Here is a 24264-nt window from a genome sequence, read left to right on the forward strand (position 1 = left end):
GCGGTAGCCGCATGTTTTGGTTCGACCGAGCCGACGAGCGCGCCATTTACGGCGACATCCGTTCCGAGGAACACACACTGTGCGACGGCCGGCACCTGGAAGTTCGCCCGGACCAGGGCATGGACTTTCGAGCCCTGCCATTCCCGGACGGGCGCTTCAAGCTGGTCGTGTTCGATCCGCCTCACTTGCGCAAAGCGGGGGAGCAAAGCTGGATGCGCGCCAAGTATGGCTGCCTCAACCCCAGCACTTGGCGCGAAGACCTGCGAGCCGGGTTCGCCGAATGCTTTCGCGTGCTGGAGCCTTCGGGGGTGCTGGTCTTCAAGTGGAACGAAACCCAGATCAAGGTCAGCGAAATCTTGGCACTGACGGATGAGAGGCCCCTGTTCGGTCACCCCAGCGGCAAGCGTGCAGCGACGCACTGGATCTGCTTTATGAAGGGGCAGCGCTGATGGCTATATCTATTTCGGCTGGGGCCTTTGTCTGGGACGGCATGGACTCTTTGGCCGAGGAACTCCGTGCGCTTCCCTTTGCGCTCCAAATCCTGGATGGCATGGACTGCTCCCCTGCGCAACCTCACGAGCTGCACCACCTGCCAATGGCGTGGAATCTCAAGCCCAGCCAGTGGGGCCAACCTCTCACCTTCCAGGCGCGCCCGCTGAGGAGTCGCGCGGGAGGCCGCCCATGGTGAGCGCGATCCTTCTGCTGACCCTGCTTGGCCTCATGGTCCTGGTCCCGCTCTGGACGTTCAAGCGCTTTGGCGACGCTAAGGCAGCCTGGCAACGGGTAAGAGGCGGTGAGCGAGACGCTCGCACGCACGGCCGCGTCGTGATCCATGGCGGGCTGTTTGGAGTTGGGATGGTGGTCATCGCCGCGTTCTTGGCCCAAGCCACCTTCAGCGTCTGGCACCAGCTCGCCACCGGGGGAGGCCTGTTTGTCCTCGGCACGGTCGCGGTGCTCTGTCTGCTGGCCTTTTTCTGGGGCAAGGGGAGGTCGCGCGGATGAGTGCGTTGACGATGCTAGTTATTTCCGTGCTGGTCCTTGCTGTGTTTCTCTGCTCGGCGGCGTTTCTCTCTTTTATGATCGCGTTGACTTACCCGACCGTAAAGCAATCGCTGGCCCTTTTCTGCGCCGGGAAGCGCGACGCATCGCTCTACGTGGATTTCGCGATTTTTGGGGGGATCTTCGCGGGTTGCGTCCTCACGCTCGCATTCGGGGCGGTGGTAATGGCCCTCAACATTTCCAGCGCTGAGGACGCCGCTCTATACGCGGCCACCTTGCTTAGCGCGGGGCTGGGCTACTGGGTGGGCCGATGACACGCGAGCCGTCCACCTTGTTTGCCCCAGGCGTTCTTCCCGGGCCGGATGGCATCGAGCTGTTGCCGATGCCCGCAGACATCCGGGCCATCTACGACGCAGCCCAACGCAACACGCCTTTCAGCAAGGACGTGGACGACGCCCTGGCCGCGCACCGCAACGCACACGGCGAAGCGGAGCAAATCGAGCACGCCCAGCGTGTGGATCCTGCGGATGCCATGCCCTCGGAGCGCTACCGGGCGTATGTGAGCCAACGCCGCTATGCGGTCCGCGCCTGCATTCAGGCCGGCATGGCACGAAAGGACATCGCAAGGTTCCTCGGGGTGGCTGTTTACACCTTGCAGAAAGATGCTCAAGCCCTTGGACTGCGGTTGCCGGTCTGCCAACGACAACCGAGGAGCATTGCAGGGCACTCGGTTGAGGAAGTGCTGAGCCTGCTCCACGAACTGGGCACCCGCACCCGTGTGGCGGCTCGGATCGGCGTCACGCAGCAAGCGGTTAGCCTGTTTTGCAAGAAATACGAACTGGACATACCGCAAAACGGAAAGAAGGCGGTTGTTCTGGCTCGGCGCAAAGAGGTGCGCCGGTTGAGCGAGGCCGGCCTATCGGTGTCTGAAATGGCGCAACAGTTGGCCGTGCCATACGCGTGCATAACGGCCGACCGCAAAGCGCTGAAGCTGCCGCGTGTGCGTCTGCCGGCAGAGAAAATGACCCTTTTGGGCTTGAGTCGAGCAGAGATCGAGGCCCTTCTTGCTCGATTCCAGACCATCAAGGCAGTGGCGTTGCATCTCGGAACCAGTGGGGCGCATGTGTCCTCTTACATGAAGAGAGCCGGCCTCAAAGCGCCACGGGACGGGCGATGCCGCCAGGCCAACACACCATCGACCGACCGCAAACCGCTGAAGCTTCCGGGCATGCGTAAACCGGCGGAGAAAATGACCCTCTCGGGCTTGAGTCGAGCAGAGGTCGAGATCCTGCTCGTCCGATTCCAGACGGCCAACGCTGTGGCTCTGCATCTTGGGGTCAGCGCGTCGTCTATATCTGTTTACATGAAAAGAGCAGGTCTCAAAGCGCCGCGCGATGGGCGACGTCGTCAGGCCGCTCCATCATGATTCCACGCAAAGGCTTCCTCGGCGGCCGCTCCCCGGCCCAGGTTCAATCCTTGCTGGACGAAGGGGGGACTCAGCGCGCCTTGGCCCAACGCCTGGGCGTCACCCACCAAGCCGTGAACCGCTTTGTCCGGCGGCACCGCCTGGCGGGCTCCGGACGGCAGGCGTTCCGGGACCGCCAAGCCCGCGAGCTCGCTGAGCGTCGCCAGCAGGTGCAGCGGCTGGTCCGAGCCGGGCTGACCTCGGTCGAGGTGGCCCAGCGCTTGGGCGTGTCGCCGGCCACCATCGGCCTGGACCGCCAAGCCCTTTGGTTGGGGCGCGTCCTGAAAGGGCCGGAGCACGGGTTCTACCCCGAAATCACGGACGGTTGTAAAAGGGCTGAGAACTTCTGGTCTTGCCTGGCGACCCTTCGTCGCATCCTCGGGTTGTGGAACCGCTCGATGTATTCGAACACATCCGCCCTCGCGGCATCGAGCGTTGGGTAGGTCATGCGGTAGACCCGCTCGCGCTTGAGCAGGCCGAAGAAGCCTTCGCACGCGGCGTTGTCACCGCAGTGGCCCACCGCGCTCATCGAGCACACCAAGCCGTTGGCCGCCAGGTAACGCTGGTAGTCGCCGCTTCGGAACTGGCTGCCACGGTCGGAGTGCAGGATCAGTGGATGGCTGCCTTGGCGCTGCCAGACCGCCATCTGCACGGCCCTGATCACCATCTGACGATCCTGACGATGATGCATTGACCACCCCACCACCCGCTGGTCAAACAGGTCCAGCACGATGCACAGATACAGCTTGCCTTGCCGGGTCTTGAGCTCGGTGATGTCGGTGACCCACCTGGTCTCCGGCTCCAACGCGGTGAAGTCCCGCTCCAGCAGGTTGCGCACACCCGGCGGCGTCAGCGCCGGCTTGCCGCGCTGGCCTCGCCGCTTCGGTCGCGGCCAACCCTGCAGGCCATCGGTCGCCATCAGACGCGCCACCCGGTTCAGGCTCGCCGTCTCGCCTTCCTCGGCAAGGTCTTCATGCATCCGGCCGGCGCCCAATGTGCCCCGGCTGTCCTCATGCAACTCACGGATCCGGCCGAGCAAGCGCTGGTTGTCGCGCTCCCGGGCACTGGGCAAGCGCTTACTCCAGTCGTAGTAACCGCTGGCCGAGACCCGCAGGCAACGACACATCAGTCGCACTGGAAACTCATCGCGGCAACGTTCGATCACCTGATACCTCAGGATGATCCCTTGGCAAAGAACGTCGCCGCTTCTCGCAAAAAATCCCGCTCCTTCTTCACCCGGGCCAGCTCGCGCTTGAGCCGCGCCAGTTCCTCGTCCCGGGGCGTCCCGGTGCCACCGAAGGCCACCTGGCCCCGGCTCTGGGCCTCCCGCTTCCAGCGGGTCAGCAATGCATCCCGGATCCCCAGCTCCCGGGCCACCTGGGCACAGCTGACGCCCGGCTGGCTGGCCTGCTCAACCGCACCGCGCTTGAACTCGGTGCTGAACTTCCTTCGCTTCGACATGAACACTCCTCATGGCCTTGATCGGCCTTCTCGTAAGTGTCCGTGAAAACGGGGGTGAACCCAAGCAACGTCAAAAGTAGCATGGAGCAAAAGCGCTTTGGGAAAAAAGGCAGGTGGGGCCTCGGCTTCCGCCGGGCCCGGCGCTTGGCGGGAAATGTGCTGCGTTTCAAGTTTTCCATCGATCTGCGGCCCGTTTGGCGGTTTTGATACTTAGTCAATAAAACGTAGACGCAAAGTATTGCGATTTTTTGGGGGTGGCTTAGTTTGCGTGGGTAGCGAGGGAGCGCCCCCTCTTCAAAGGTTTTCGCATGATTGCTTACGTTATTGGCCGGTCCGGCTTACTTGCCCATGGTTATCGGGGGTTCTTCTAATGGCCCACCACCACGCCAGCCCCATCCAACTCCAGACGGGCGAGTGGGGCGCCCGGGTGCCCGCCCCGAACGTTCGGAACGGCGACAGGCTCACTGTGGTTGCCGGGAGCGGCAGCTCCTGGGAAGCCGTCGTTGTCGGCGTGGTTTGGCAAGGCCCGGAGGCCGCGATTTGCCAAACGGCTCGGGGGCTCATGCAGTGTGGGTGCTGCGGGGAAGTGGGGCAGAAAGGGGCCTACCCCTTCTCAACGTATCCGGCAGAAATGCAGCGTTGCGACGATTGCGCGGGTTCGGCATGAAGACGCCAGCAACGAGTCGCCGCAAACGCTTCTACGCATACCAGCGCCGCTCGGGTGGCCAGTGCTACTTCGACAAAGCCATGCACGCCCACCTCCAGCGGTATCCGCACACCATCGGCCATTACCAGCTCACACGCTTCCTGGGCACTTCCGCGTTGCTGACCGCTGAAGAAGCGGCCGCCCAAGGATGGATGGCCAAGCCGCACGGGAGCCCTGCATGACCAAACGCTACATTCTCCGCCCCCCAGAACGCTTGGTCGAAACCATCCACGAGACGTGGATTGACGCGCCCAGCAAAGCCGCGTTTCAAGCCCTGGCCGCCGCGCAAGGCCTGAGCATGCGCGCTGCACTGGCTCAACTCATCGAGCAACACGCCCAGATTCGAGAACCGTTTTCCCCTCGACGCCCGACGCCGTGGACCGGGGAGGGGTCGAAGGGGCGAGAGCGCTACAGGGCCGCGCTCCCCAGTGTGCAGCTGGGACTCCATGCCGTGACGGCCCTGCAGATTGACGCTAACCGGGCTGGGATTCGTCTGACCGAGGCCGTCCGCCAGCTGGTCTGGCTATGCATCCAAGCCAACGCCTGATCCCTCGGACGCCTTTTGCGGGCATGGGGCCAAGGACAGCCACGCGGAGGCTGGGGGAAGCCCTGGCCCACGTCCTAACCTCCCCGGAGGGGGCTTTTCAGGCGCGGCCCAGGCCGCGTTCTTTTGAGCTCTTGAAGAGAAAAAGGCAACGTCAAAAGTGGCATGAAGCAAAAGCGCATTGGGGGAAGGGCGGGTGGGGCCTCGGCTTCCGCCGGGCCCGACGCTGGGCTGGAAATGTGAGGTGTTTTAGGGTTTTTGTGTTTTCTGCTTTTTTCCGTCAGTTTTGTGTTTTAGTCATAAAAATGTAGGGTCAATCTATTGCGAAAAGTTGGTTTTCTTTTACTTTGAGATCAGAGAAGAGCGCCGATGCTCTTTAACCAAAGGGAACCCCATGTTGACGTTCTTTGCTTTTTGCCTCTTGGCTGGATTGGTCGCCGGATTGGCCATTGCTGATCGACTGGATGCGCTCTGATGAATACCCGCAGCCAAACCCAAGCGCCCGCCCGGTCCTCCACCCCTGGAGCCCTCCTGCGATTCCTGTTCGACGCCATGTCGGGCATGGGAGCGGCCAAGCTGGGATGGGAGATGGTGACCGACCCCAAGGCCAAGCTGTCGGACATTGCCATCGGCGTGTCGCTCTGCCTGGCTCCTGCAGCGATTGCGGCCACTTGGGCGCTTTGCCTGTTCGGCATCGCCCAACACCACCAGCTTTTTTGAAACCCGAACCCCTGACAACCACGGAGGACCTCGCTCGTGCGAAAACTTTTCAACAAACTGCTCAACATCGCCCTTTTTGGCATGGTTCTGTTCGCCCTGGACCAAGTCCCGGAACGCCTGGATCGCATGTCGCAAACCGCCCAGAACCTGGTTCAGCAGGTGGGCTACTCGGGCCCCATGCAGGGCATCCCCTCGGGCGTGCCAGACGGTTACGAGTTCTGATGACCCCCGCACCCTGGCCATCGTCGGAGCTCGTTCGCCTCGCATGGGCGGCACGCCGGGATCCTCTTGCCCGGCAGCACCTGCTTCAGGCGTTCCAAGAGGGGGCCGATTTCCATACCCCTCTGTCCAGCAGCGATCTGAACGACGACCTGTTTGCCGTCCCTGGGGATTGCTTGGCCGGGGTGGTGATTCGGGAAATGACGGGCGTCAAGGACGCCGAAGAGTGGCTGCACGCGTTTCTTCGCGCGCACGAGTTGCATCAAGCGCTGCCACCTGCTGTGGGAAGCGCTGGCAAGCGGCGCTTCTGATGAACGTGAGCACGCAGTAACGGGTGGTCAGGGCTACGCCTTGGGTTTCGCCGCGGTTTCCGCTCGCTTACCGAACTCCTTGCACCATTCGAGCATGTCTTGAACGTCCTTTAGCAGTTCGTCCGGACCCGGAAGCCAACTGGGGGTGTCGGTGGGTTGGGAGTGCTCGAATGCCGAATACTTCGTCATCATCCCGTCGATCAGTGCGCAGTCTGCTGGGGTGATTGCACTGAGCCGCTGTAGCTTGTTGAGCGTGTTGATCTCGCGCCGGTAGCGGTTGATGACGCCAGAACAAAGCTCGTCCTCTACAGAGCGCTCAACCAAGATTCGGAAGTTGCTGCAGGCGGCCTTCAGGGCAAGTTCTTTTAGTGGCGGATCAAGCTTCTTAAGCTGTCCGATGCTGCTGATCATTTGGTTCAAGCCGGATTGTGGCTTCAGAGAGAACGTATTGATCTGCGCCGGCATGCCGGTCCTGCTTCCATCGCGGGCGATCGATTCAACCGCGACCTTGACCGTAGGCTGATCGAGGTTGGCCCGCTGCTTGGCGGCACTCTGCAGTAGGACCATCAGTGACAATCGATGTGTGAACACGATCACCTGGCGATGCTCGGCCAGATCTACGAGGCGTTTGGCGACCGCCTCCTCAAAGCGCTGATCCAGGGAGGAGATGGGGTCGTCGAAGATCACGGGCATGCCCCGTTCAAGGCCCGTCGCGTCGGCCAGGAAGGCTGCCAACGCCACGATGCGTTGCTCACCCTCGCTCAGGATTTCACGATTCTTCTGGGCGCCTTGCGCGTCCTTCAGCTCAACGTAAAACGTGAACGCCCCTTTGCCTTGGGATCGATACGACATGCGGACAGGAAGCGAATGGCCCCCCAGCGCCCGCAACTCGGCATTGAAGCGGTCGCAATAGCCCTTGGCCAACTCCGACTCGCCAATGTCATTGCTTTTGGTCGTCAACTGGCTGGTTGAGGTGGACCGGACAGCGGCTTCCACCGTTCCCACGCGTTTGAGGCGGATCACGTCGGCCCATACCGCATCGCGCTGCTCCGACAGCCACTGTTGTGCTTTCAGCTCTGCTAGGCGGCTTTCCTTCTCCTTCCGTCCCGTCGGGTCCAGCAAGCCCGCCAGCGCGTCGCGATCAGCGCTAGTGGTCTTGACCTTCTGATCGTAGGCGTTGGTCCACACCGACCACTGCACTGCCGGAGCCGCCGTGGCCTCGGCCATGGCTTTCAATCTCGCATGGATGGCCTCAAACAGCTCAGTGGCTTGGGGGGCTTCCAAGCCAATAGCAGCGCACTGGGCCTGCCAGGCGACATCGGTGAGAGGACTGGGCAACGCTTTCTTCAGCGCCGTCAGCGCGTCTTCCGCGCTCTTAGCTTCTGTCTGCAGGGTGTCGTTGAGGTAGCTTTCAAAGCTGGCCAAGCGGGCCTTGCCGTCGTCTCCCAACGGTTGCTGGCAGAGGACACAACGGGATTCGTCCCCAACGTGGGGGAAAGGGTGGTCACGGTAGGCAAGACCTGTCGAATACGCCTTTGCAGCGTCCCAAAGGGTTCGCCACACGGCGTCTCCGACGCCTTTGAGCGGCAGCCCATTGAGGAAGGCCGTGGCATAGGCGGTGGCGGCCTGGCGCTTGACCTCTGCATTGCTGCGGGCATCCAAGAGGGCTTGGGCCTTCTCGCCGTTCAAGCTCTCCTTCAATGCCGAGATGCTTGTGGCCATCTGCGACAAGCGTTCTAGCTCTCCGACGGCCTTGGCGTGGGCCACTTCAGGGTTCGCCTGGGCCAGTGCGGTCTCCAGCGCCAAACGCTCATCGTTCAGTGCAGCGGGGAAGGCGCAACGCTGGTTAATATCCTCTTCGGTCAGTTTCGCCGTCAACTTCCGGAGGACCGTTGCAGCGCTGCTCTGCGCGTGCTCTTCCGGGATGATGGGCAGTTTGCTGGTGAGCTTGGCGGCGCGGGCCTTCAATCGGGTGGCGAGATCGTCTGAGATGTGGATGAGCATCCCGACGAACCGCATCGCCCGGGGAAGATGGGTGGCGGTGGTGGCGCTGTCTCCGAACTCCAGCGCTGTGGCTGAGTCGAAGACCGGGACCGCTTTCAACGTCGAATGGGCACCGTCGGATGCTTGCCAAGTGAGATCAGCAGACGATGTCGTGCCGTCGGATCGGGTCGCCGTGACTTTGATCAAGGCAGAGGCAGCATCGGGATTCTGCTTGAACACGTTGCCGTGGATAGATCCCTTGGCCCGCGCGCCACAAACGTGCTTCATCAAACGGGCGTAGCCCGATTTCCCGGCCCCGTTGGGTCCGTAGACCACGGTCATCTGGCCTTGGCTGAGGTCCAATGCCGCGTCCTCGCCAAGGGCATTGACGCCGCAGATGGAGGAGACCGAGTCGATGCGAAGCTCAGCGGCGGTGGGTGTCCCCAAGATGGTTCCCGGTGCCAACGCCGGGTGGGGAGCATCCAGCTTCTTGGCTGCCTCGGCCAGGCAGTGATCCGCCAGCGCCTCCATCTCCTCTTCGTTCGGCATGCGGCGGTGCTGGATCACCGTGGAAGCGGCCATGCGCAGCCAGCTTGGGCGGCCATTCAACCACTCTTCCAGAGTCGTAGGCGCAGCGGCCCCATTCTTGTTCGCCATCGGTCACTTCCCCTGTGAATGGCCAGAGCCAGGAAGGCTCCGTTCCCCTTCCGCAATAGTGACGCGGGTCACATTTGGAGGCAAGTCGGTGATGGTCGTAGGGGATGGGGAAATGGTTTTCCCGAACGGTAGGGATCAGGCCTCTGAGGGGGCATCGATCTGGGCGGCAGCCAGGGCGGCTGCCAGATCACGGTTCAGTGCTCGCGCTTCAGCCCGCAGTTCGCTCCAGTTCGGCGTCCCGACCGGGCCTTGCCCACGCATCGACGCGAGCCAAGCATGGGATCGCAGCCTGGCCGCTTCCGCGGCTGGCGTCGAGGACTTGAGGGCGTCCAACGCGGCCAACTGGATTTCCAGAAGGTTGATGTCCATCAGCGCCTGCAACTGCTCCGGTGCCATCGGGCTTGGCGCATCCCGCTGCAGCCACCAGCGTCGAAGTCGTTTCAGCATGTCTTCTCTTCCCTGAGATCGTTGTCGCTACTCGGGAGGATGGCCACGCCACGGCTCTGGGCGTAATCCCTCACCTTCGTCAGCAGCTCTCGCTGCTGTTCGGGTTCAAGCCGCGACATCACCAGCAACGTCTCTGCCACTAGATCATTTGTGGCATGGAAATAGGCGACCGGCATGCCAAGTGCTTGGGCCAGCTTTTCCATCGTTGCAGGATCCGGCACGCGATCTCCTCTCTCGTAACGAGAAACCCTGGGAGCGGCGGAGTTTTCCTCGTCCAACCCAAGCACGGCCCCCAACTGTGCTTGCGTCAGGCCCTTGGCCAGCCGGGCCTCGCGCAAGCGGCGGCCAAACGTGTGAGCTGGGGCGAGAGGGGCAGGCATGGGCGATCACGAACCGGGAACAATCCCCAAGTCTGCCGCTTCCCATGCTGCACCGCATTTGCCAAAATGGCAAATAAGGCCATGGTGGCCGGGATCAGGGGGATGCATGAAGCAAGCGATTGCAGCCGTGGCCGTGTGCCTGGCGTTGGCCAGCGGGACGGCCACCGCCCAGGACGGCATTTTGGGAAGGATTGGCAAGGGGTTGATGCAGGCGGGCAAGGACGCCGCCTCGGCCCCGGCGACCAAGCGTTACCTGGAGCCGGCAGGCACTTACTGGGACGACGGCGACCCTCCAGTGCTCGACGGCTACACCCGGATCCGGTGGGGCTTGGCGGCCACCGCGTCGGCCGGTTTCGGCATGTGCGAAGACAACCTCTTTGCCCAGGCCAAGGCCGGCGCTGCCCTGGCACCGGCGATGCGAACCCACTGCATTGGCTCATGGGGGCACCAGTTCAAACGCGTAGGCCTGCAAGGCGATCCGGCCTCTGCGTTTGAGGCCAAGGCGCGGCAGATCGCCTCTACCGATGCGTTCTACCTGCGGCCCTACATCGACGTGGAGATCGACCCCAAGACCAACATTCTCCTCGCCTACGTGCTGGTCATGAACCACGACTGGTATCCCCGCTCGCCTGACTTTCTTCCGACGGCCGTTATCGGCCCTTCGCCGTTGGGCAAGGGCAGTGCGGTGGTCGGGGTCGAGCATGGCGGGCGCTACCACGCCGCGCTGCGATTGAAGCCGGAAGACGCGGCCGAGCTGCGACGGGTGGGGCGCGACGCCGCGGGAGACCGAATCTTTTTCAAGGTCGTGGAGGGCAGGTTGAAGCCCAACGGCCTGCCCGACATCGTTCTCCAAATCGACCGGCTGGAGATCGGCTACAAGACCCAGAACATCGGCATCACCCCCTCCAAAGACAAGGACGCATGACATGAAGCACGCACTGATCGTGGCCGCAGCAGCGGCACTTTTGACCCTGACCGCCTGCTCTGGTGACAAGGGCCCCTCAAAGGAGGACGGGGTGAAGGTCGTGGAAGGCTTTTTCACCGAGCAGGGGAGGCAGGCAACCCTCCAGCGCTCTTGGCGGTTTGAAGTCACCGACGCGGGCGGCTTGGATCTCGACTGCGAGAAGAAGCCCAATGGGGATCAAGAATGCATGGTGGGCGGGTCGGTAAAAGCGCAGGGGTCCATCGGTGGCCAGCCCACCAAGCCCGAGCCAAGCACCCTCAAGCCGAAGCTGCGTGCACTGTTCCGCCCGCAGGGCGAGGGCTGGCAAGTGGTCGAAGTGACCGACGAAGGGACGTCTGCGGGCTAAACGGGCCGCAGTCCGCCGCTTGACTGCACGCCGGTCCCGATCAAGCGTGCAGCCATCCAACAGGGGAGGACCATATGAACCGCTATCCGCCGCAGCAAGTTGTGTATGCGCCGCCGGGCCCATCCGCGCTGATCCTCCCTAGCGTCATCTTGGGCCCGTTGGGCCTGGTTGGGCTGGCGGCCGGCCTGGAGGTGATGAAGCGCGACTTCTTCATTGGCCTGGTCTGTTGTGTGCCCGGTGCGCTCGTCTTCGCGTTCTTGGCGTTTTGCCTGGCGCTCCACATCCGGGCTCAGCAGCTCTGGGACTGGCACGTCCGCACGGGGCGGATGCCGTATTTTCGGAAGCACGGCTTCCTGAAAGGGGCGCTGCTCGGGGGCGGATTGGGCGTGGTGACGGTGGTGGCGGCCGCCGTTCTGGGGTTCAAGTATGCGGAGCATCCCCAGTTTGGGGAGATCGCTACCGCAGCGTTTTACTTGGTTTGGCTCTGGGGCGTGCTGTTGATCGGCGTGCTGGCCGTAGTGTTCGGGTGGGTCAAGCGGGCGTGGGATAGAACGGCCCTCCCCAGATGATGCTCTCTGCAACTGGCCGCCTAGTCTGAATGATATATTCGCCTACCTAAGCAGCACCACGCCGGACTTACGACCGCGCCGTTCATTGGGTCAGGAAGACCAGCTGGTGCCGCCTAATGTCATTTGCAACGCGCTTAGGTAAGCGTGCGGAAACTCAATCAGGGGGAGTCATGAAGGTTATCCGAATCGTAGTCTCAGCATTGGCTCTAGTGCCTATTGCATGTTTTGCCAAGGGGCCTATAGGTATTGGAAAGCTTGAGGTTGGAGTGTCGCGCAGCGCCGTTGAGGGCCTTTCGCCCACTGACGGGGTTTACCTTGCCGCTCCTCTGGAGCCTTACGAATACAAACATTCAAGTCCAGTGTCGGGCGAGGATAAGTTTAATACGAAGATCGTCAGTCCTTTGAGTGACCAGCCTCAAGAGGCGGTTCTTACGTTCGTCGCAGGGCAGTTGCAATCGATAAATATTGATCTGGGTGATTCCAATCGGATCGTGGATAGCGTCAAGTCGTTGATCACCAGCAAGTATGGTGAGCCCAAGGTGGACAACTCCATGAAAGAAGAGCAGTGCGTCTACAAGGGCGGGCAGAACTTCAAGGTTTCTTCGGGAGCGATTCGCTACGAGTGGAAGCAGGATCGCCCAAATGCAGAAGCGGTCACAGCTTCGCTGTCGGATGTGGTGATGGACATGTGTCCTTCCAACCTGCGCTATGCGATTGGTGCGATCAAGGTTAAGAGTTTGACGATTGGTATTGCCAAGCCCGAGAAACCAGTGGTGAATCCCTTCTAAGGGCAAATCACCTGTTCTCGGGCTCTAGCTCGATGTCAGGTTGGCCCCCGGCACGTCAACGTAATCTCTTGATAGTCCACCCGCACCGGGTTGTAGAACTGGCGATACCAGTTGAACGCCAAGGTCTGGCCCACGTTGTGCTCGTTGCACGCCGGCAGGCCTTGCTGGGTGCCAAACCCACCGTTGGGCGTGCATCCGGGCTGGCCCGTGCAGGTCGTGTAGGGCGTCGAAGCCACCACGGACGACTCGGGCCACTCCCAGCGATAGGGATTGTTGCTCTTGCCCACTAGGTCGGACGCGCACGCTTGCCGGCACACGGCCAAAGAGGTGCCGCCGCTGGTCCAGTTGTAGTCGCAGTAATGCATGCCCATGTTGGAGACGCATTCGAAGTCGTAGGAATAGGCGTAGCGGATGTTCCCGGCGTCCGAAAGCGCGTTGCATTGCTCTTCGTAGAACGCCGACTCGCTCACGTTGGCGGGCCAGTTGCCGGGCATCGGTGCGGGCGTCTCCACCCGGTGGATGGGCACGTTGGCGATGGCCCAGTCCAGCTTTGCTTTCTCCGCTGGCGTCAGGCGCACCACCGCATCCGGATACCAGTAAGAAATGCCACTCGAACCCGAGGTGGGCGGAACGTCCTGCCCATCGGCGGAGTGCCACGCCACAACCTGCAAGCTGCCATCGCTGCAGCGAGCAGCCGTGGGCTTGCATGTGTTGACCTCGTTGCGACGCGCACCTGTATCCACCCAGTTGGACCAGCCCCCGTAAGTCGGGCTGGGCAGGGCGGTGGTGCCAAACGGGCAATGGGTGAACACGTCTCGAGACCGCACCTGCTGGCGCTCCCAGGTGTGCGTCCCAGCTTGGCCCGACGGGCAGGGTTGAGAAGTGGGCAGCCATTGATCGCGTTCCTCCTGGGAGCTTCCAGGGCAGGCCTGGCAATGCCTCGCCGTCACGGCCGCCACCGTCTGGGCTTGAACCCACGCCTCGGGATGCTCCCACGCGGCGTCTGAGTTTGGATCCACGTCGCCGGGAGCGCAGACCTGGCGCGTGCGCACCGTCTCCGTGCCCCAAGTGCCCGCCGGGCAGCTGGCCCGAGCCACCGAGCTTTCCGATTGCCGGCACGGCACCAAGGCCGGCGGAGCCGGGGTGGGGACCGGCGTTGGGAGCGGCTGAGGCACCGGAACGCTGGGCGCAACAGGAAGCGGTGGAAGAGCCGGGGAAGGAGCAACCCCAGGGCTTGGCGACACGCTCCCAGGAACGCCCGGCACTGCATCGGGCACGCTGGGAGCGGTGGATACGGGGCCAGCCGGTGTCGGCGTTGAAGGGCCAGGGACGGCGGGCGTGGAGGGCAGGGGAAGCGTGGGCACCACGGCGACCGACGACCCGGCGACCAGGCCTGAGTAATAGACGACGTCGACCACGGCCCCATCGGCCCCGCACGCCAATCCCAAGCCGGGGACGTCCAAGCTCCCTCGGTTGCTCAGCAGAACACTGGTGTTGCCCACGATCACGTCCCGCACGTTCACGTCGTCCGCGATGGCGGAGACGAACGGCACGCAGGCCCGCGCAGGAAGCCCAGACAGCCCCACGGTGAAGGCATCTCCTGCCAGGCGCACCGTGGCCGGGGACACGGTCACTGCACCACCCCACGCGTTGCTCATGGTCGCTGCGCTGGCCTGGCGGAAGTCGGTGGGGGCCAGCCCATCTTCAAGCACGTTCAACGTGCTGACGCCGCGGAACGAGCCGACGACGCCATGGGACCGATCAACGCGGCTGGCCAGGTCCCGAACGTTCTCGACGTCCGACGCAACCTTCACCCGGGTGGTAACGCGGGGGTAGACCCAAAACGCGGCGGCCCCCATGGCCGTGGCAACCCCCAATGCGAGCAGCAACTCGACCAGGCCAAAGCCTGGGGCGGGAGGACGACGGGAAGGGCGGGCTTGCGGTGTCATGCATTTCAGCATGCGACACAACCGCGTTTTGACAAGCCCTGACGGCAGTTCTTGATTTTAGTCAAAAATCCTTCAAATCAATGGGTTGACATCGGTTGGCGATGTGGTTGGATCGTGGTGTAGGAGCGGTTTAATGGGTAAGCCGACCTACCCACAAAAAGAGAGTGAAGACATGAAGATTCATCCCGTCGAGCCTGCCAGCACTGACCTGGCGCATTTCCAACTCCACACGGCCGCGCGGTTCCTGGACCGCACCAATGGCCTCAATCAGCTGGCCGACAAGCACCGCAGGATCCAGCGCTTGGCCACCCGCGCCCGCCATGAGCGGCGTTGGAAGAAGGAAGAGGAGCGCTTCGCATGAGCCTCTTGAACATGGCCCTGCTGTTTGTCGGTCTCCTGGGCATCGCGGTGTTCTACCAGGACCTGGTCGCCAACCCCATCACCGCTGGGCGCGCCCTGGTGCGCCTCTATCGCGTGTCAGCTCCTGTTCGACAGGGCAGCAAGGCCCAGGAGGCATCCCGGCAGTGGTGGAGCATCGTGCTGGTGCCGTTCTACGTGCTGGTGGCCCTGGTGCTCATCGGGGTTCTGGGAGGTGGGCAATGAGTGCCGGGACCGAAAGCCTCATCAGGGCCATCCAAACCAACGACCCGCTGGCGTTTTATGGGTGGCTCCACACACTCAAAGGGACGCCCGACCTGGACGCTGGCGTGGCCGGCGACCCTGGCATCACTGCGTTGGCCGTCGCCTCCCTCATGTATTCCAAGGCCGTCCAGTCGGACCCGGTCTTGGCGACGCGCTATGCCGCGATGATTGAGGCGCTTATGGACGCCGGGGCCAATCCGCTGGTTCAGATCGGGGAGCGGTTCGTGGTGCGACGGGGGCACACTGGGAAGCTGGAGCGGCGACGGGTGGACGAAGGCCGAACGCTGGCGGAGGTCTGCGGGGGCGTTTTTTGCCCGGCCATGCAGGCATGGTTTGGACGCCAACGGGCAGGCGAATGGTCCCACACCGCGCTTCATCGGCCTCACCCCGCCTACGCCCACCTCCGTCGCAACCATAAAGCCGTGGCCTGAAGCTCAGGCCGGCGGCTACTCGCCGCCGAAAGGCGGGGTGGAGACAACGGCAGGGTGGGCCACGGCTTCCGCCGGGCCCCGGGGGAGCTGAACCTAAGACGTCTGCACCGCTGAAACCCCCTAGCTGCATGGCTCTTGCGGGAATAGGTTTGCATCGTAGTGTGTTGCACGACCTACCCATAAAAGGAGCCCATCTCATGCGTCTCGTTGTCTGCTGCTTCAAGGGGGGCGTGGGGCGCACCACGCTTTCGCTCAACCTCGCCGCCGCGTTTGCCGGCCAATCCCGCGTGCTCGTCAACGACCGCGACCCTCAATGTGGTTCGGTCGCTTGGTCTGCGATGAGCGACGGGGAGACCCCGTTTACCGTGAGCCGTGCCTCATCCCCAGGCTTCGACCTGGAGATTCAAGACCTGCCGCCCAGCGCCCCAGTGAAAGACCAGCTGCCGGACGCGGACCTCTATCTAGTTCCCACGTTGCTCGATGGTGGATCGTTTGTGGTCTATTTGCGGACGATTGAAACCCTGCGACGTCAGGGCAAGCCCTTCCTGCCGGTCGCCAATCGGGTCAACGTGAAGCGGGCGGAGCACCGCCGCCGGCTGGAAGATCCCAGCCTGGCAGGCGCCATCGTCATTCCCGAGCGGGCGGCGTTGGCGAGCTACTACGAGCTTGGCGAGACCGTGTTCTCCATGCGCGGCGCTGGCGTGGACAAGGCGCGAGAGGACATTCTGCGGGTAGGTCAGGCTATCCAAAAAAGATTGGCCAACCCGGCGCGGGGGCATGCATGATGGAGCTCCCAATGCTGCCCCTGCCGGACCTCATGGCTGCCAAGAAGACCCCCGCCAAGAACGCCGTTGCCAAAGCCCGCAAAGACCTGTCCAAGGCCGCGAAAGTGGTCCACGCCAAGCCGCAACGCACGTATGCGCCGCTCATTGATCTGGACCAGTTTTCCGAAGAGCAGCTGGCAGAGCTGATGGTGGCTGCAGGGGACGCGCCTGGGCGGAAGACCTACTTCGACTACAGCGAAGAGCAGCCGTTTACTCGGTCGGGGAAGAAGGTGTATCTCGAAGTGGGCCGCGGTAGCCAGATGTTCGATTACCGGGACGTCAACGGCGTCAGGACCGAGCGAACGATGGTGACCGTGCCGCCCAAGCTCCGCGATCAGCTCCAGGATTTGACGGGAGAAGAGAGCCCGGTGATCACCACTGCGATCATCGCCTTGGCGTCCTGGGCCTGCCAGGAACTAAAAAGGAGCAAGCGGCGCTTGGTGGTGGCGACGGCGACCGACGACCTGGATCCGGTGCGGAAACAGGTCCGGAAGGCGATTGTGGGGCGGGCGAGGAAACAACGGTAGCCCTGGGTTGGTAGTGAACGACAGGCGGCCATCGGCCGCCTTTTTTATGGCTGGCGGCGGGTGGAAAGAGCAACGGCAAAAGCGGCATGGGGAAAAGGCGGGTGGGGCCTCGGCTTCCGCCGAGCCCGGTGCTTGGCTGGAAGTGTGAGGCGTTTCAGGGTTTTCGTGTCTTTTGCGGTTGCCCGTCACTTCTGCACTTTAGTCAAATAAATGTGTTGTTTTCGGGTTTACATTTTTACGCTCTGTCGTAGCCTGGATTTGTAGGGAGGCAATACCGCTGACCTGAAAACCAAACAAGGATTCATCATGAAAACCCCTCGCCGCCAAACCCTCGAAAACCGCGCCGCCCGTTTGGGACTGCGACTCTCCGAAGCTGGGCTCCACGTCAAAATGGAAGCCGCCAACAACTGCGAAGCCATGCCGCGGTGGGAGCTTTCGGACGGGAAATACCAAGACAGTCTTTGCGGGTATGCCACCCTGGCCGAGGTTTCCGAGGCGTTGGATCACAAGGAAATCATGGCAGAGCTATGAGCAGGTCCTACGCCATCCCTGGGGTGGTAGTGAAAGACAGGCGGCCATCGGCCGCCTTTTTTATGGCTGGCGGCGGGTGGAAAGAGCAACGGCAAAAGCGGCATGGGGAAAAGGCGGGTGGGGCCTCGGCTTCCGCCGAGCCCGGTGCTTGGCTGGAAGTGTGAGGCGTTTCAGGGTTTTCGTGTCTTTTGCGGTTGCCCGTCACTTCTGCACTTTAGTCAAATAAATGTGTTGTTTTCGGGTTTACATTTTTACGCTCTGTCGTAGCCTGGATTTGTAGGGAGGCAATACCGCTGACCGAAAAAGCCAAAAAGGTAATCATCATGGAACTCATCATCAATAGCCGTAAACTCAACCGCACCATCACTTTCTCTCGCCCTGGCCGTTCCTACATCTACGCTGATTTGAATGGTCAACCAGGCACCCTCGGTGAGCAGATCTGCGATAGCAATGGCTACACCCATTCCTACGAGGGCGAAGATCAAGAAGGGTTTGAGAAGGTCTGCCGCCGCTGGTATCGCGCCCACGTCCGGGATGAGCTCATCAATGGCTAAGGGATACGCCATCGCCCCCAAGCAGCCGGTTCCCCGCCGGCTGCCCACGGTTCGCATTGCCCCGGACAAGGCGGCCGCATTCCGGGCTCTCGCTCGCCAGCAGGGGCTCACGGCCAGCAGTGCATTGGCTGCCCTGGCGGCCGCCCATGCCGACATCCGCCAGCCGTTCGGGCCCCGGGTCCGTGCCCAGCATGGGCCTGATGGGATGCGCTACGGCGCGGTGCTGCCCGATCCCAAAGTTTCTGAAGAGGTGGCCAAGAGCCTGATCCAAGACGCACGAGCTGCTAGGATCTCGCTGGGCGAGGCGATGCGGCAGTTGGTTGACCGGTGCCTGGAGCAGAGCAGGTGAGGCGGGGAACAAACGGGGGAGGGGAAGCGGCGGCCTGAGGGTCGCCTTTTTTATGCCTGCAGTCTGGCGATGCTGGGAGAAAAGGGGGGGGCGCCCCTTTGGGTGGTGGCTGGGTTTTTGGGATGTGGGAGAGTTGAGCGGTGGCTGGGGCGGAAGCCCCGACCCTGGGCCTTTCCTCCCCGAAGGGGGCCTTTCAGGCGCGGCCCCGGGCCGCGTTCTTTTGAGATCTAGGAGAGAGAAGGCAACGGCAAAAGTGGCTCAAAGCAAAAGCGCATTGGGGGAAGGGCGGGGGGCGGGGTTTCTGCCGGCCCCAGCGCTGGGCGGGAAATGTGAGGTGTTTCAGGGTTTTCGTGTCTTTTGCGGTTGCCCGTCAGTTCTGCACTTTAGCCAAATAAATGTGTTGTTTTCGGGTTTACATTTTTACGCCCTGTCGTAACCTGGATTTGTAGGGAGGCAATACCGCTGACCTGAAAACAAACAAGGAGATTAATGAAGATTCACACTCTTGCGACCGACGGAAGCCAAGTTATCGCTATCACCCAAGCTGCTTCCAGCGGCGGGAAGTATGGGCATCCTGTTATGCTTTCTGCGATTCGTTTTGACTTGACTTCATTCGATCAAGTGATGGAAGAGTTGAATAAGAACGGCCATCGCCACGAAAAGAGCTTCGAAGTGATTGAGCGCTGGAGGGTGGACGCCAGGAATCAGGGACCTCGCTCCCGCTTCGGCGAAACCTTGGCTGCTCTGCGTGAAGAGGTCGGTGACAATCTGAAGGGCAACGTGCTCTTCGCGACAGAGGACGAAGCAGAAGATGCGGTGGAATCGTTCAAGCCCATGACTCGCGCTATCGGCCTCGATATCGCTTTGCCTGCCGCAAACGCCGCAGCCCGCCAGCCGGTGCGCTTTTGACGGCACACTACGAAGCCAAGCCCACGAAGCTTAAGAAGAGCCCCGGTAAGCCGGGGCTTTTTGTTGGGCGGGGGCTAGGGAGGCATAGAAGCAAGAGCGGCCAGGGTGCCGCCTTTCTTTTGTCTGCTCCCTCGTCACCGCTCACCCCATACGCTCCCCAGCATGGATCCCCTCATCACACCAGACGGCCGTTACCTCATCGTCCGCGGGCGCCTCTGGCGCACCACCAACCCAGGCCTCAGTGAGCCGGAGAGGGCGCGCCTGGCCCACGAGCTGATGGACGCGCGGCGTGCCGTGAAGTCAGCGAAGGCCAACGGGAACGAGGAGGCGCTGGCCGCCGCCCGGCACGCCGTGGACAGCGCAAAGAGGGGCCTGGGCGAACGAGGCCCGGTGTGGTGGACGGATGGGACGCCGGACTGGAACCGGCACCTGGTGAAGGACTCCCCCTATGCGGGGTGGTTCGGTAGTTGTATCTCAAAGAGTGAAGGCTAGGATTCCTTCATGAGATCGCAACGGCAAAAGTAGTCCAAAGACAAATGGAATACCACGATGACGGTGATGATGTTTGCGACCAGTTCGCCGAAATAATCTTTGAGTGCCTGCGAAAGGCTTAATGCCAGGGCAGCTGTTCGAAGGTGAAGTTTTTTGCAAGCCTCGAAGTCATCGCAAATGATCTCTCTAACCTTTTTGCCTAGTGAGGCAGTTTTCTTAAGTTGATCGGAGACAACTTTGATGACGCTTTTCCGAAACTTATTGAAATCTATCCACTCCATCTGCGGAATGAAGTTCGGATCCAGGATAGCTTGTTCCCATGTTGCGTTCTGGAGTGGTCTGGGGATGCCTTTCTCTTTGCTCGACTCCCTGATTAGCATGAGGGACAGCTCGAACTTGCTGAGTCGATATAGATCTTCTAAGGGCATATGCAATCCGTTGCGTCGTTGTGATTCGCTGTTGTCGCCTTTTTTCTACCCGCTCGTCAAGCTCTCGTTCACCAACCGAGCCCATGTCACCCCAAGCGCCCGCACCTCATCGGCCCACGCCCGGTATTCGTCTAACGGCATCGGGGCCTCCAGCCCACGCTTCACTCGCTCCAGATATTTTCCCTTCCGGGCGAGGGCTTCCTGATACGCCAGCTCCGCCGATTCCAATAGGTCCGCCCGCTTGGCGGCCTGCAGTTGGGCCAGCCGGCGAACCGAATCCGGGTTCGTGGACAGCACGCGGGGGGCATGAGGCAGGGCCGGACCGCCGGTCATCGGGACGCGCTTGTGGTTGCTCACCGGGTCCATCACACGGTGGCGCCAGCACTCCCGCCAGTCGTCATCGTCCACCTGGCCACCGCCCGGCACCTCAAGCGGCACGACGATCCCATGGGCCTCAATGAGCGCCCACACGGCCCCCAGGAACCCGTTTGCCGGAAGCCGCAGAAGGGCCACTTGGCCCTCTGCCAGCACCTCGCCCCCGTCCCTCAGTCGTAACGCCAGCAGGGCCTCGCTCAGTGCCAGGGCATCGCCTGACCGGGTGCTCCAGCCCACCAAGCACACGCGCTCCCCATCTACCTCACCCGACCAGGCATAGACCCTGAAGCGGGGCTTGTCGAAACGGGCGGACAGGTGTGCTAGCAGCCGCTCACGCTTCGAGTGACGGCTCAACGGGGTGAAATGGTTCTCCGCGTAGAGCAACGCAGAGCGCCGACGCTCCAGCAGCAAAGCCACCCGGTCAGGGGTCGCCGACGCTTGCCAGTCCGACCAGCTCACGACATCGCGCAGGCCCTTGGCAGCCGCGCAGGAACGGCAGGCAGGCACCCAGTTTTCGACCACGGAAGTTGGCCCTCCCAGTTGCGCGGGCACCAGCGACGTAGCCGTCCAAGACTTGGGAGAGGCCAGGTCCAGCGGAGTGGAGCAGAAGGCGCAGGCGTTGCCGAACTCGGCCAAAGCAGCTTTGCGTTGCCAGCCGTTGGCCTTGCCTTCCAGCGGGGCATCGGCTCGGGCAATGGCATCCAAGAAGGGGGGCAGGTCAAGCACGGAACACCCCCCAGCCGTTCAGCGTAAGCCGAGCGCCTGGATCGCAGAACGGGGGCAGTGGGGCGTTGCAGGAGCCTGAAAAAGATTTGACTAAAACGCTTTGCCGAGCCTGTCGAACCACCCCAGCAACCGCCGATCCAAAACCCAGAGCCCGCTTGCCTGATCCATTCCCAGCCCAGCACTGAACCCCCAACCGCTGATCGAATACCGGGGCGCAGTGAACAGAAGCGAGGGCATCACGCTTGACTAAAACGGATTGACTCAAGGCTTTCAGGGCAACCGAACCGAAGCCAGGAACCCCCGCACTCGCCCTCCAGAACCCCCAAGCAGAGTTGACTAAAACGGATGGAGGCAGGGCTTTCCGAACACCCCCGCAGCGTGACTGAACCCAACCACTCACGCGATCCCATGCTGGCGTCCGCTTGACTAAAACGAACGGGGACAGGGCTGGGGCGTCGGGGAAACGGCGGTCCCGGATTTCTGAGATTGGGGGTGCGGCGTCGGTGGAGAGGTGGGGAGCTGGGTGGGTGGGGAGGGAGGCTGCGGGGGCTGGTGAAAACTTTTTTGAGCGGCGGGGCGTGGCGGGGGCGAGGGGCATAGGGGTGTCCGGGTTCGTTGAGGATTGGGGCTTTCCTAAACTTCTACCGGGAAAAAGCGGAAGGGCAAGAGCGGTGGAGCGAAAACTGGGGAGGGACTGCGGGGGAAGAGGTTGGCTGCCCATTCACCGTTCAGGGTTGTCCGAAGGGTGAAGTGAGTAGTCCATACACAAGTCGCACCTCCGATGGGTTCCAGCTTGGCTAGAAACGCTGCGCGTTTCCACCCATCCAAGCCTTGCTGCGCCTTGCTTTTAACCTTGGCTAACAACTTGGCCAACCGTTCGGCTGAAAAATGGCCGGAACCCCAGCAAAACAGAAGAAAATCGGCTTGGCCCACTTGCGCAACTGAAAACTCCTGCTAATCCATGGGTATGGATTTTTCTTTGCAGGGGGTTAAGTGGGTCGTCCGTCGCTTCCAACCAAATCTTTCAGCATCGCTCCCGATGAGTTGGAGAGCGCGAGGTATTGCGCGAAAGAACAGGGTATTTCGCTCAACAAGTATTTGCGCCTGGCGGTCTTGGAAAAGAACCGGGGCGTGGTGCAGGGGCTGGAGACCCGCGACGCCCTGGACGACATCCGGGCCACGGTGCGCGAATCCGAAACCCGGAATGCCATGGCCCTAGAAAGCCTGATAGCGGACCTGCGAGCCGAGCAGGGCGTGGCGATCCAGGACAACCGGAAGCTCGTCATCGAAGCCCTGCGAGGGTTTAGCCACTTCATCGCCGAGCAACAGGCCGACCACGAAGCCCCCGTAGAGCCGCCAGCTGCCAAGCCGCATCGCGGACCGTCCCCCAACCCTTCAGAAAACAGCGCGGATTGGCGGCGTCACGCCAACCGCTCTTAACCCTTTCCCCCACTGCCTCAAAGGAGGTCTCTATGAAACGCTTTGCTCTTACTCTCACCATCGCCGCGTTGCTGGCTCCGGGGCTTTCGTTTGCCCAAGACACCCCCCAGCCCGAACCTCAGAAGAAGACCGGGGTTCACCCCCGTTTTCACGGACACTTACGAGAAGGCCGATCAAGGCCATGAGGAGTGTTCATGTCGAAGCGAAGGAAGTTCAGCACCGAGTTCAAGCGCGGTGCGGTTGAGCAGGCCAGCCAGCCGGGCGTCAGCTGTGCCCAGGTGGCCCGGGAGCTGGGGATCCGGGATGCATTGCTGACCCGCTGGAAGCGGGAGGCCCAGAGCCGGGGCCAGGTGGCCTTCGGTGGCACCGGGACGCCCCGGGACGAGGAACTGGCGCGGCTCAAGCGCGAGCTGGCCCGGGTGAAGAAGGAGCGGGATTTTTTGCGAGAAGCGGCGACGTTCTTTGCCAAGGGATCATCCTGAGGTATCAGGTGATCGAACGTTGCCGCGATGAGTTTCCAGTGCGACTGATGTGTCGTTGCCTGCGGGTCTCGGCCAGCGGTTACTACGACTGGAGTAAGCGCTTGCCCAGTGCCCGGGAGCGCGACAACCAGCGCTTGCTCGGCCGGATCCGTGAGTTGCATGAGGACAGCCGGGGCACATTGGGCGCCGGCCGGATGCATGAAGACCTTGCCGAGGAAGGCGAGACGGCGAGCCTGAACCGGGTGGCGCGTCTGATGGCGACCGATGGCCTGCAGGGTTGGCCGCGACCGAAGCGGCGAGGCCAGCGCGGCAAGCCGGCGCTGACGCCGCCGGGTGTGCGCAACCTGCTGGAGCGGGACTTCACCGCGTTGGAGCCGGAGACCAGGTGGGTCACCGACATCACCGAGCTCAAGACCCGGCAAGGCAAGCTGTATCTGTGCATCGTGCTGGACCTGTTTGACCAGCGGGTGGTGGGGTGGTCAATGCATCATCGTCAGGATCGTCAGATGGTGATCAGGGCCGTGCAGATGGCGGTCTGGCAGCGCCAAGGCAGCCATCCACTGATCCTGCACTCCGACCGTGGCAGCCAGTTCCGAAGCGGCGACTACCAGCGTTACCTGGCGGCCAACGGCTTGGTGTGCTCGATGAGCGCGGTGGGCCACTGCGGTGACAACGCCGCGTGCGAAGGCTTCTTCGGCCTGCTCAAGCGCGAGCGGGTCTACCGCATGACCTACCCAACGCTCGATGCCGCGAGGGCGGATGTGTTCGAATACATCGAGCGGTTCCACAACCCGAGGATGCGACGAAGGGTCGCCAGGCAAGACCAGAAGTTCTCAGCCCTTTTACAACCGTCCGTGATTTCGGGGTAGAACCCCCGACAAGCTGCGCCTGTTCAAGGCGGGCGGGATTGGCTGCGCTGCCGGTGCAGGCATCGCCCTGCTGACGGGCAAGAAAGAAAAGACCCTGACGGCGTGCGCCGCGGGCGCGGTCGTTGGCGGTATTGCTTCGTTTCGGGCACAGGTTCAGGAGGCGGAAGAGGTCGCCCA

The 24264-nt window shown here is 62.2% G+C and carries 32 protein-coding genes; 25 read left to right on the plus strand and 7 right to left on the minus strand.

The window, feature by feature from the left end; genetic code table 11:
* Window positions 1-11: 11 nt before the first annotated feature.
* The 4 genes from ACT6SE_RS05235 to ACT6SE_RS05250 all read left to right on the plus strand — a co-directional run bounded on the left by ACT6SE_RS05235 (window position 12) and on the right by ACT6SE_RS05250 (window position 2425).
* Complete coding sequence (locus tag ACT6SE_RS05235) at window positions 12-449, plus strand: class I SAM-dependent methyltransferase (protein ID WP_230548482.1); 438 nt, start codon at window positions 12-14, stop codon at window positions 447-449.
* Window positions 450-681: 232 nt separating this feature from the next.
* Window positions 682-1002, plus strand: coding sequence for a hypothetical protein (locus ACT6SE_RS05240; RefSeq protein ID WP_049420819.1), 321 nt, complete (start codon window positions 682-684; stop codon window positions 1000-1002).
* Window positions 999-1313 (plus strand): hypothetical protein, encoded by a 315-nt coding sequence (locus tag ACT6SE_RS05245; protein WP_139042370.1) that lies wholly within the window; start codon window positions 999-1001, stop codon window positions 1311-1313. The genes ACT6SE_RS05240 and ACT6SE_RS05245 overlap by 4 nt, the downstream gene beginning before the upstream one ends.
* A gap of 68 nt (window positions 1314-1381) precedes the next feature.
* Complete coding sequence (locus ACT6SE_RS05250; RefSeq protein WP_139042369.1) at window positions 1382-2425, plus strand: hypothetical protein; 1044 nt, start codon at window positions 1382-1384, stop codon at window positions 2423-2425.
* A gap of 343 nt (window positions 2426-2768) precedes the next feature.
* On the opposite strand, the gene ACT6SE_RS05255 is transcribed toward ACT6SE_RS05250, so the two are convergent.
* Window positions 2769-3925, minus strand: a protein-coding gene (locus ACT6SE_RS05255) for an IS3-like element ISStma5 family transposase (protein ID WP_087944427.1) whose coding sequence is annotated in 2 segments (ribosomal slippage) — window positions 2769-3685 and window positions 3685-3925 — 1158 coding nt in all. Because the reading frame shifts where the segments join, the coding sequence is not laid out codon by codon here.
* Between the two features lie 663 nt (window positions 3926-4588).
* On the opposite strand from ACT6SE_RS05255, the gene ACT6SE_RS05260 reads away from it, so the two are divergent.
* The 5 genes from ACT6SE_RS05260 (at window position 4589) to ACT6SE_RS05280 (ending at window position 6425) form a co-directional block, all read left to right on the plus strand.
* Entirely contained in the window at window positions 4589-4813 is a 225-nt protein-coding gene (locus tag ACT6SE_RS05260; RefSeq protein ID WP_024957547.1) for a hypothetical protein, read from the plus strand.
* The gene (locus ACT6SE_RS05265) at window positions 4810-5178 is read left to right on the plus strand and encodes a hypothetical protein (RefSeq protein ID WP_024957548.1); all 369 of its coding nucleotides are present in this window, start codon (window positions 4810-4812) and stop codon (window positions 5176-5178) included. The genes ACT6SE_RS05260 and ACT6SE_RS05265 overlap by 4 nt, the downstream gene beginning before the upstream one ends.
* A gap of 471 nt (window positions 5179-5649) precedes the next feature.
* The gene (locus ACT6SE_RS05270; RefSeq protein WP_024958712.1) at window positions 5650-5895 is read left to right on the plus strand and encodes a hypothetical protein; all 246 of its coding nucleotides are present in this window, start codon (window positions 5650-5652) and stop codon (window positions 5893-5895) included.
* Between the two features lie 36 nt (window positions 5896-5931).
* On the plus strand, window positions 5932-6117 hold the full coding sequence (locus tag ACT6SE_RS05275; RefSeq protein ID WP_008268538.1) for a hypothetical protein: 186 nt from the start codon (window positions 5932-5934) through the stop codon (window positions 6115-6117).
* On the plus strand, window positions 6117-6425 hold the full coding sequence (locus tag ACT6SE_RS05280) for a hypothetical protein (protein ID WP_024958711.1): 309 nt from the start codon (window positions 6117-6119) through the stop codon (window positions 6423-6425). Before ACT6SE_RS05275 ends, ACT6SE_RS05280 begins: the two co-directional genes overlap by 1 nt.
* Before the next feature lie 33 nt (window positions 6426-6458).
* On the opposite strand, the gene ACT6SE_RS05285 is transcribed toward ACT6SE_RS05280, so the two are convergent.
* The 3 genes from ACT6SE_RS05285 to ACT6SE_RS05295 form a co-directional block, all read right to left on the minus strand.
* The gene (locus ACT6SE_RS05285; protein WP_230548558.1) at window positions 6459-9065 is read right to left on the minus strand and encodes an AAA family ATPase; all 2607 of its coding nucleotides are present in this window, start codon (window positions 9063-9065) and stop codon (window positions 6459-6461) included.
* Window positions 9066-9200: 135 nt separating this feature from the next.
* Window positions 9201-9512 (minus strand): hypothetical protein, encoded by a 312-nt coding sequence (locus tag ACT6SE_RS05290; protein ID WP_136191685.1) that lies wholly within the window; start codon window positions 9510-9512, stop codon window positions 9201-9203.
* Window positions 9506-9892 (minus strand): helix-turn-helix domain-containing protein, encoded by a 387-nt coding sequence (locus ACT6SE_RS05295; protein WP_024958708.1) that lies wholly within the window; start codon window positions 9890-9892, stop codon window positions 9506-9508. The genes ACT6SE_RS05290 and ACT6SE_RS05295 overlap by 7 nt, the downstream gene beginning before the upstream one ends.
* A 106-nt stretch (window positions 9893-9998) precedes the next feature.
* Here ACT6SE_RS05295 and ACT6SE_RS05300 point away from each other — a divergent pair, with 106 nt between their 5' ends.
* From ACT6SE_RS05300 to ACT6SE_RS05315, 4 genes are all read left to right on the plus strand, one after another.
* Window positions 9999-10817: a hypothetical protein gene (locus ACT6SE_RS05300; RefSeq protein ID WP_046433503.1), complete on the plus strand. Its 819-nt coding sequence runs from the start codon at window positions 9999-10001 to the stop codon at window positions 10815-10817.
* A gap of 1 nt (window position 10818) precedes the next feature.
* Complete coding sequence (locus ACT6SE_RS05305; RefSeq protein ID WP_046433505.1) at window positions 10819-11202, plus strand: hypothetical protein; 384 nt, start codon at window positions 10819-10821, stop codon at window positions 11200-11202.
* A gap of 74 nt (window positions 11203-11276) precedes the next feature.
* Window positions 11277-11771, plus strand: a complete 495-nt coding sequence (locus ACT6SE_RS05310; RefSeq protein ID WP_224119381.1) for a hypothetical protein — start codon at window positions 11277-11279, stop codon at window positions 11769-11771.
* 170 nt (window positions 11772-11941) lie between these two features.
* Window positions 11942-12559, plus strand: coding sequence for a hypothetical protein (locus ACT6SE_RS05315; protein WP_139042366.1), 618 nt, complete (start codon window positions 11942-11944; stop codon window positions 12557-12559).
* Between the two features lie 35 nt (window positions 12560-12594).
* Here the strand turns inward: ACT6SE_RS05315 and ACT6SE_RS05320 are convergent, their stop codons facing one another.
* Window positions 12595-14508: a type 4 pilus major pilin gene (locus ACT6SE_RS05320; RefSeq protein WP_158230176.1), complete on the minus strand. Its 1914-nt coding sequence runs from the start codon at window positions 14506-14508 to the stop codon at window positions 12595-12597.
* A 133-nt stretch (window positions 14509-14641) separates the two neighbouring features.
* Here ACT6SE_RS05320 and ACT6SE_RS05325 point away from each other — a divergent pair, with 133 nt between their 5' ends.
* From ACT6SE_RS05325 to ACT6SE_RS05370, 10 genes are all read left to right on the plus strand, one after another.
* Window positions 14642-14869 carry a hypothetical protein gene (locus ACT6SE_RS05325; RefSeq protein ID WP_130519086.1) on the plus strand — a complete coding sequence of 76 codons (228 nt, stop codon included), beginning with the start codon at window positions 14642-14644 and terminating at the stop codon, window positions 14867-14869.
* The gene (locus ACT6SE_RS05330) at window positions 14866-15111 is read left to right on the plus strand and encodes a hypothetical protein (RefSeq protein ID WP_046433511.1); all 246 of its coding nucleotides are present in this window, start codon (window positions 14866-14868) and stop codon (window positions 15109-15111) included. Before ACT6SE_RS05325 ends, ACT6SE_RS05330 begins: the two co-directional genes overlap by 4 nt.
* Entirely contained in the window at window positions 15108-15581 is a 474-nt protein-coding gene (locus ACT6SE_RS05335) for a hypothetical protein (RefSeq protein ID WP_046433514.1), read from the plus strand. Before ACT6SE_RS05330 ends, ACT6SE_RS05335 begins: the two co-directional genes overlap by 4 nt.
* A gap of 197 nt (window positions 15582-15778) precedes the next feature.
* Complete coding sequence (locus ACT6SE_RS05340; protein WP_046433516.1) at window positions 15779-16366, plus strand: ParA family protein; 588 nt, start codon at window positions 15779-15781, stop codon at window positions 16364-16366.
* An 11-nt stretch (window positions 16367-16377) separates the two neighbouring features.
* Complete coding sequence (locus ACT6SE_RS05345; RefSeq protein WP_049420868.1) at window positions 16378-16932, plus strand: hypothetical protein; 555 nt, start codon at window positions 16378-16380, stop codon at window positions 16930-16932.
* Between the two features lie 306 nt (window positions 16933-17238).
* Entirely contained in the window at window positions 17239-17463 is a 225-nt protein-coding gene (locus ACT6SE_RS05350) for a hypothetical protein (RefSeq protein WP_046433416.1), read from the plus strand.
* 323 nt (window positions 17464-17786) lie between these two features.
* The gene (locus ACT6SE_RS05355) at window positions 17787-18017 is read left to right on the plus strand and encodes a hypothetical protein (protein ID WP_040234203.1); all 231 of its coding nucleotides are present in this window, start codon (window positions 17787-17789) and stop codon (window positions 18015-18017) included.
* Window positions 18010-18366 carry a hypothetical protein gene (locus tag ACT6SE_RS05360; protein ID WP_046433437.1) on the plus strand — a complete coding sequence of 119 codons (357 nt, stop codon included), beginning with the start codon at window positions 18010-18012 and terminating at the stop codon, window positions 18364-18366. The genes ACT6SE_RS05355 and ACT6SE_RS05360 overlap by 8 nt, the downstream gene beginning before the upstream one ends.
* A 489-nt stretch (window positions 18367-18855) precedes the next feature.
* Window positions 18856-19275 (plus strand): hypothetical protein, encoded by a 420-nt coding sequence (locus tag ACT6SE_RS05365; protein ID WP_046433439.1) that lies wholly within the window; start codon window positions 18856-18858, stop codon window positions 19273-19275.
* Between the two features lie 162 nt (window positions 19276-19437).
* Window positions 19438-19767 (plus strand): hypothetical protein, encoded by a 330-nt coding sequence (locus ACT6SE_RS05370; protein WP_046433441.1) that lies wholly within the window; start codon window positions 19438-19440, stop codon window positions 19765-19767.
* Here ACT6SE_RS05370 and ACT6SE_RS05375 read toward each other — a convergent pair.
* Entirely contained in the window at window positions 19764-20195 is a 432-nt protein-coding gene (locus ACT6SE_RS05375; protein ID WP_046433443.1) for a hypothetical protein, read from the minus strand. The genes ACT6SE_RS05370 and ACT6SE_RS05375 overlap by 4 nt on opposite strands.
* A 45-nt stretch (window positions 20196-20240) precedes the next feature.
* Window positions 20241-21296 (minus strand): hypothetical protein, encoded by a 1056-nt coding sequence (locus tag ACT6SE_RS05380; RefSeq protein ID WP_049420370.1) that lies wholly within the window; start codon window positions 21294-21296, stop codon window positions 20241-20243.
* 993 nt (window positions 21297-22289) lie between these two features.
* On the opposite strand from ACT6SE_RS05380, the gene ACT6SE_RS05385 reads away from it, so the two are divergent.
* Window positions 22290-22736: a hypothetical protein gene (locus ACT6SE_RS05385; protein WP_152665607.1), complete on the plus strand. Its 447-nt coding sequence runs from the start codon at window positions 22290-22292 to the stop codon at window positions 22734-22736.
* A 194-nt stretch (window positions 22737-22930) separates the two neighbouring features.
* Window positions 22931-24087 (plus strand): IS3-like element ISStma5 family transposase gene (locus ACT6SE_RS05390; protein ID WP_087944427.1). Its coding sequence is split into 2 segments (ribosomal slippage): window positions 22931-23171 and window positions 23171-24087, totalling 1158 coding nucleotides; the frame shifts between segments, so codons are not numbered across the junction.
* Window positions 24088-24264 lie beyond the last annotated feature (177 nt).

Origin of the sequence: Stenotrophomonas sp. LC732 (assembly GCF_052446685.1) — a bacterium.
GTDB classification, from domain to species: domain Bacteria; phylum Pseudomonadota; class Gammaproteobacteria; order Xanthomonadales; family Xanthomonadaceae; genus Stenotrophomonas; species Stenotrophomonas muris.

What these genes read in the sequence shown, in the direction of transcription:
- ACT6SE_RS05280 (WP_024958711.1), top strand. Translation starts at nt 6,117, where the DNA reads ATGACCCCCGCACCCTGGCCATCGTCGGAGCTCGTTCGCCTCGCATGG.
- ACT6SE_RS05345 (WP_049420868.1), top strand. Translation starts at nt 16,378, where the DNA reads ATGCTGCCCCTGCCGGACCTCATGGCTGCCAAGAAGACCCCCGCCAAG.
- ACT6SE_RS05285 (WP_230548558.1), bottom strand. Translation starts at nt 9,065, where the DNA reads ATGGCGAACAAGAATGGGGCCGCTGCGCCTACGACTCTGGAAGAGTGG.
- ACT6SE_RS05270 (WP_024958712.1), top strand. Translation starts at nt 5,650, where the DNA reads ATGAATACCCGCAGCCAAACCCAAGCGCCCGCCCGGTCCTCCACCCCT.
- ACT6SE_RS05335 (WP_046433514.1), top strand. Translation starts at nt 15,108, where the DNA reads ATGAGTGCCGGGACCGAAAGCCTCATCAGGGCCATCCAAACCAACGAC.
- ACT6SE_RS05330 (WP_046433511.1), top strand. Translation starts at nt 14,866, where the DNA reads ATGAGCCTCTTGAACATGGCCCTGCTGTTTGTCGGTCTCCTGGGCATC.
- ACT6SE_RS05375 (WP_046433443.1), bottom strand. Translation starts at nt 20,195, where the DNA reads ATGCCCTTAGAAGATCTATATCGACTCAGCAAGTTCGAGCTGTCCCTC.
- ACT6SE_RS05305 (WP_046433505.1), top strand. Translation starts at nt 10,819, where the DNA reads ATGAAGCACGCACTGATCGTGGCCGCAGCAGCGGCACTTTTGACCCTG.
- ACT6SE_RS05315 (WP_139042366.1), top strand. Translation starts at nt 11,942, where the DNA reads ATGAAGGTTATCCGAATCGTAGTCTCAGCATTGGCTCTAGTGCCTATT.
- ACT6SE_RS05295 (WP_024958708.1), bottom strand. Translation starts at nt 9,892, where the DNA reads ATGCCTGCCCCTCTCGCCCCAGCTCACACGTTTGGCCGCCGCTTGCGC.
- ACT6SE_RS05300 (WP_046433503.1), top strand. Translation starts at nt 9,999, where the DNA reads ATGAAGCAAGCGATTGCAGCCGTGGCCGTGTGCCTGGCGTTGGCCAGC.
- ACT6SE_RS05240 (WP_049420819.1), top strand. Translation starts at nt 682, where the DNA reads ATGGTGAGCGCGATCCTTCTGCTGACCCTGCTTGGCCTCATGGTCCTG.
- ACT6SE_RS05260 (WP_024957547.1), top strand. Translation starts at nt 4,589, where the DNA reads ATGAAGACGCCAGCAACGAGTCGCCGCAAACGCTTCTACGCATACCAG.
- ACT6SE_RS05355 (WP_040234203.1), top strand. Translation starts at nt 17,787, where the DNA reads ATGGAACTCATCATCAATAGCCGTAAACTCAACCGCACCATCACTTTC.
- ACT6SE_RS05350 (WP_046433416.1), top strand. Translation starts at nt 17,239, where the DNA reads ATGAAAACCCCTCGCCGCCAAACCCTCGAAAACCGCGCCGCCCGTTTG.
- ACT6SE_RS05235 (WP_230548482.1), top strand. Translation starts at nt 12, where the DNA reads ATGTTTTGGTTCGACCGAGCCGACGAGCGCGCCATTTACGGCGACATC.
- ACT6SE_RS05370 (WP_046433441.1), top strand. Translation starts at nt 19,438, where the DNA reads ATGGATCCCCTCATCACACCAGACGGCCGTTACCTCATCGTCCGCGGG.
- ACT6SE_RS05310 (WP_224119381.1), top strand. Translation starts at nt 11,277, where the DNA reads ATGAACCGCTATCCGCCGCAGCAAGTTGTGTATGCGCCGCCGGGCCCA.
- ACT6SE_RS05340 (WP_046433516.1), top strand. Translation starts at nt 15,779, where the DNA reads ATGCGTCTCGTTGTCTGCTGCTTCAAGGGGGGCGTGGGGCGCACCACG.
- ACT6SE_RS05245 (WP_139042370.1), top strand. Translation starts at nt 999, where the DNA reads ATGAGTGCGTTGACGATGCTAGTTATTTCCGTGCTGGTCCTTGCTGTG.
- ACT6SE_RS05320 (WP_158230176.1), bottom strand. Translation starts at nt 14,508, where the DNA reads ATGACACCGCAAGCCCGCCCTTCCCGTCGTCCTCCCGCCCCAGGCTTT.
- ACT6SE_RS05290 (WP_136191685.1), bottom strand. Translation starts at nt 9,512, where the DNA reads ATGCTGAAACGACTTCGACGCTGGTGGCTGCAGCGGGATGCGCCAAGC.
- ACT6SE_RS05250 (WP_139042369.1), top strand. Translation starts at nt 1,382, where the DNA reads ATGCCCGCAGACATCCGGGCCATCTACGACGCAGCCCAACGCAACACG.
- ACT6SE_RS05365 (WP_046433439.1), top strand. Translation starts at nt 18,856, where the DNA reads ATGAAGATTCACACTCTTGCGACCGACGGAAGCCAAGTTATCGCTATC.
- ACT6SE_RS05325 (WP_130519086.1), top strand. Translation starts at nt 14,642, where the DNA reads ATGGGTAAGCCGACCTACCCACAAAAAGAGAGTGAAGACATGAAGATT.
- ACT6SE_RS05360 (WP_046433437.1), top strand. Translation starts at nt 18,010, where the DNA reads ATGGCTAAGGGATACGCCATCGCCCCCAAGCAGCCGGTTCCCCGCCGG.
- ACT6SE_RS05265 (WP_024957548.1), top strand. Translation starts at nt 4,810, where the DNA reads ATGACCAAACGCTACATTCTCCGCCCCCCAGAACGCTTGGTCGAAACC.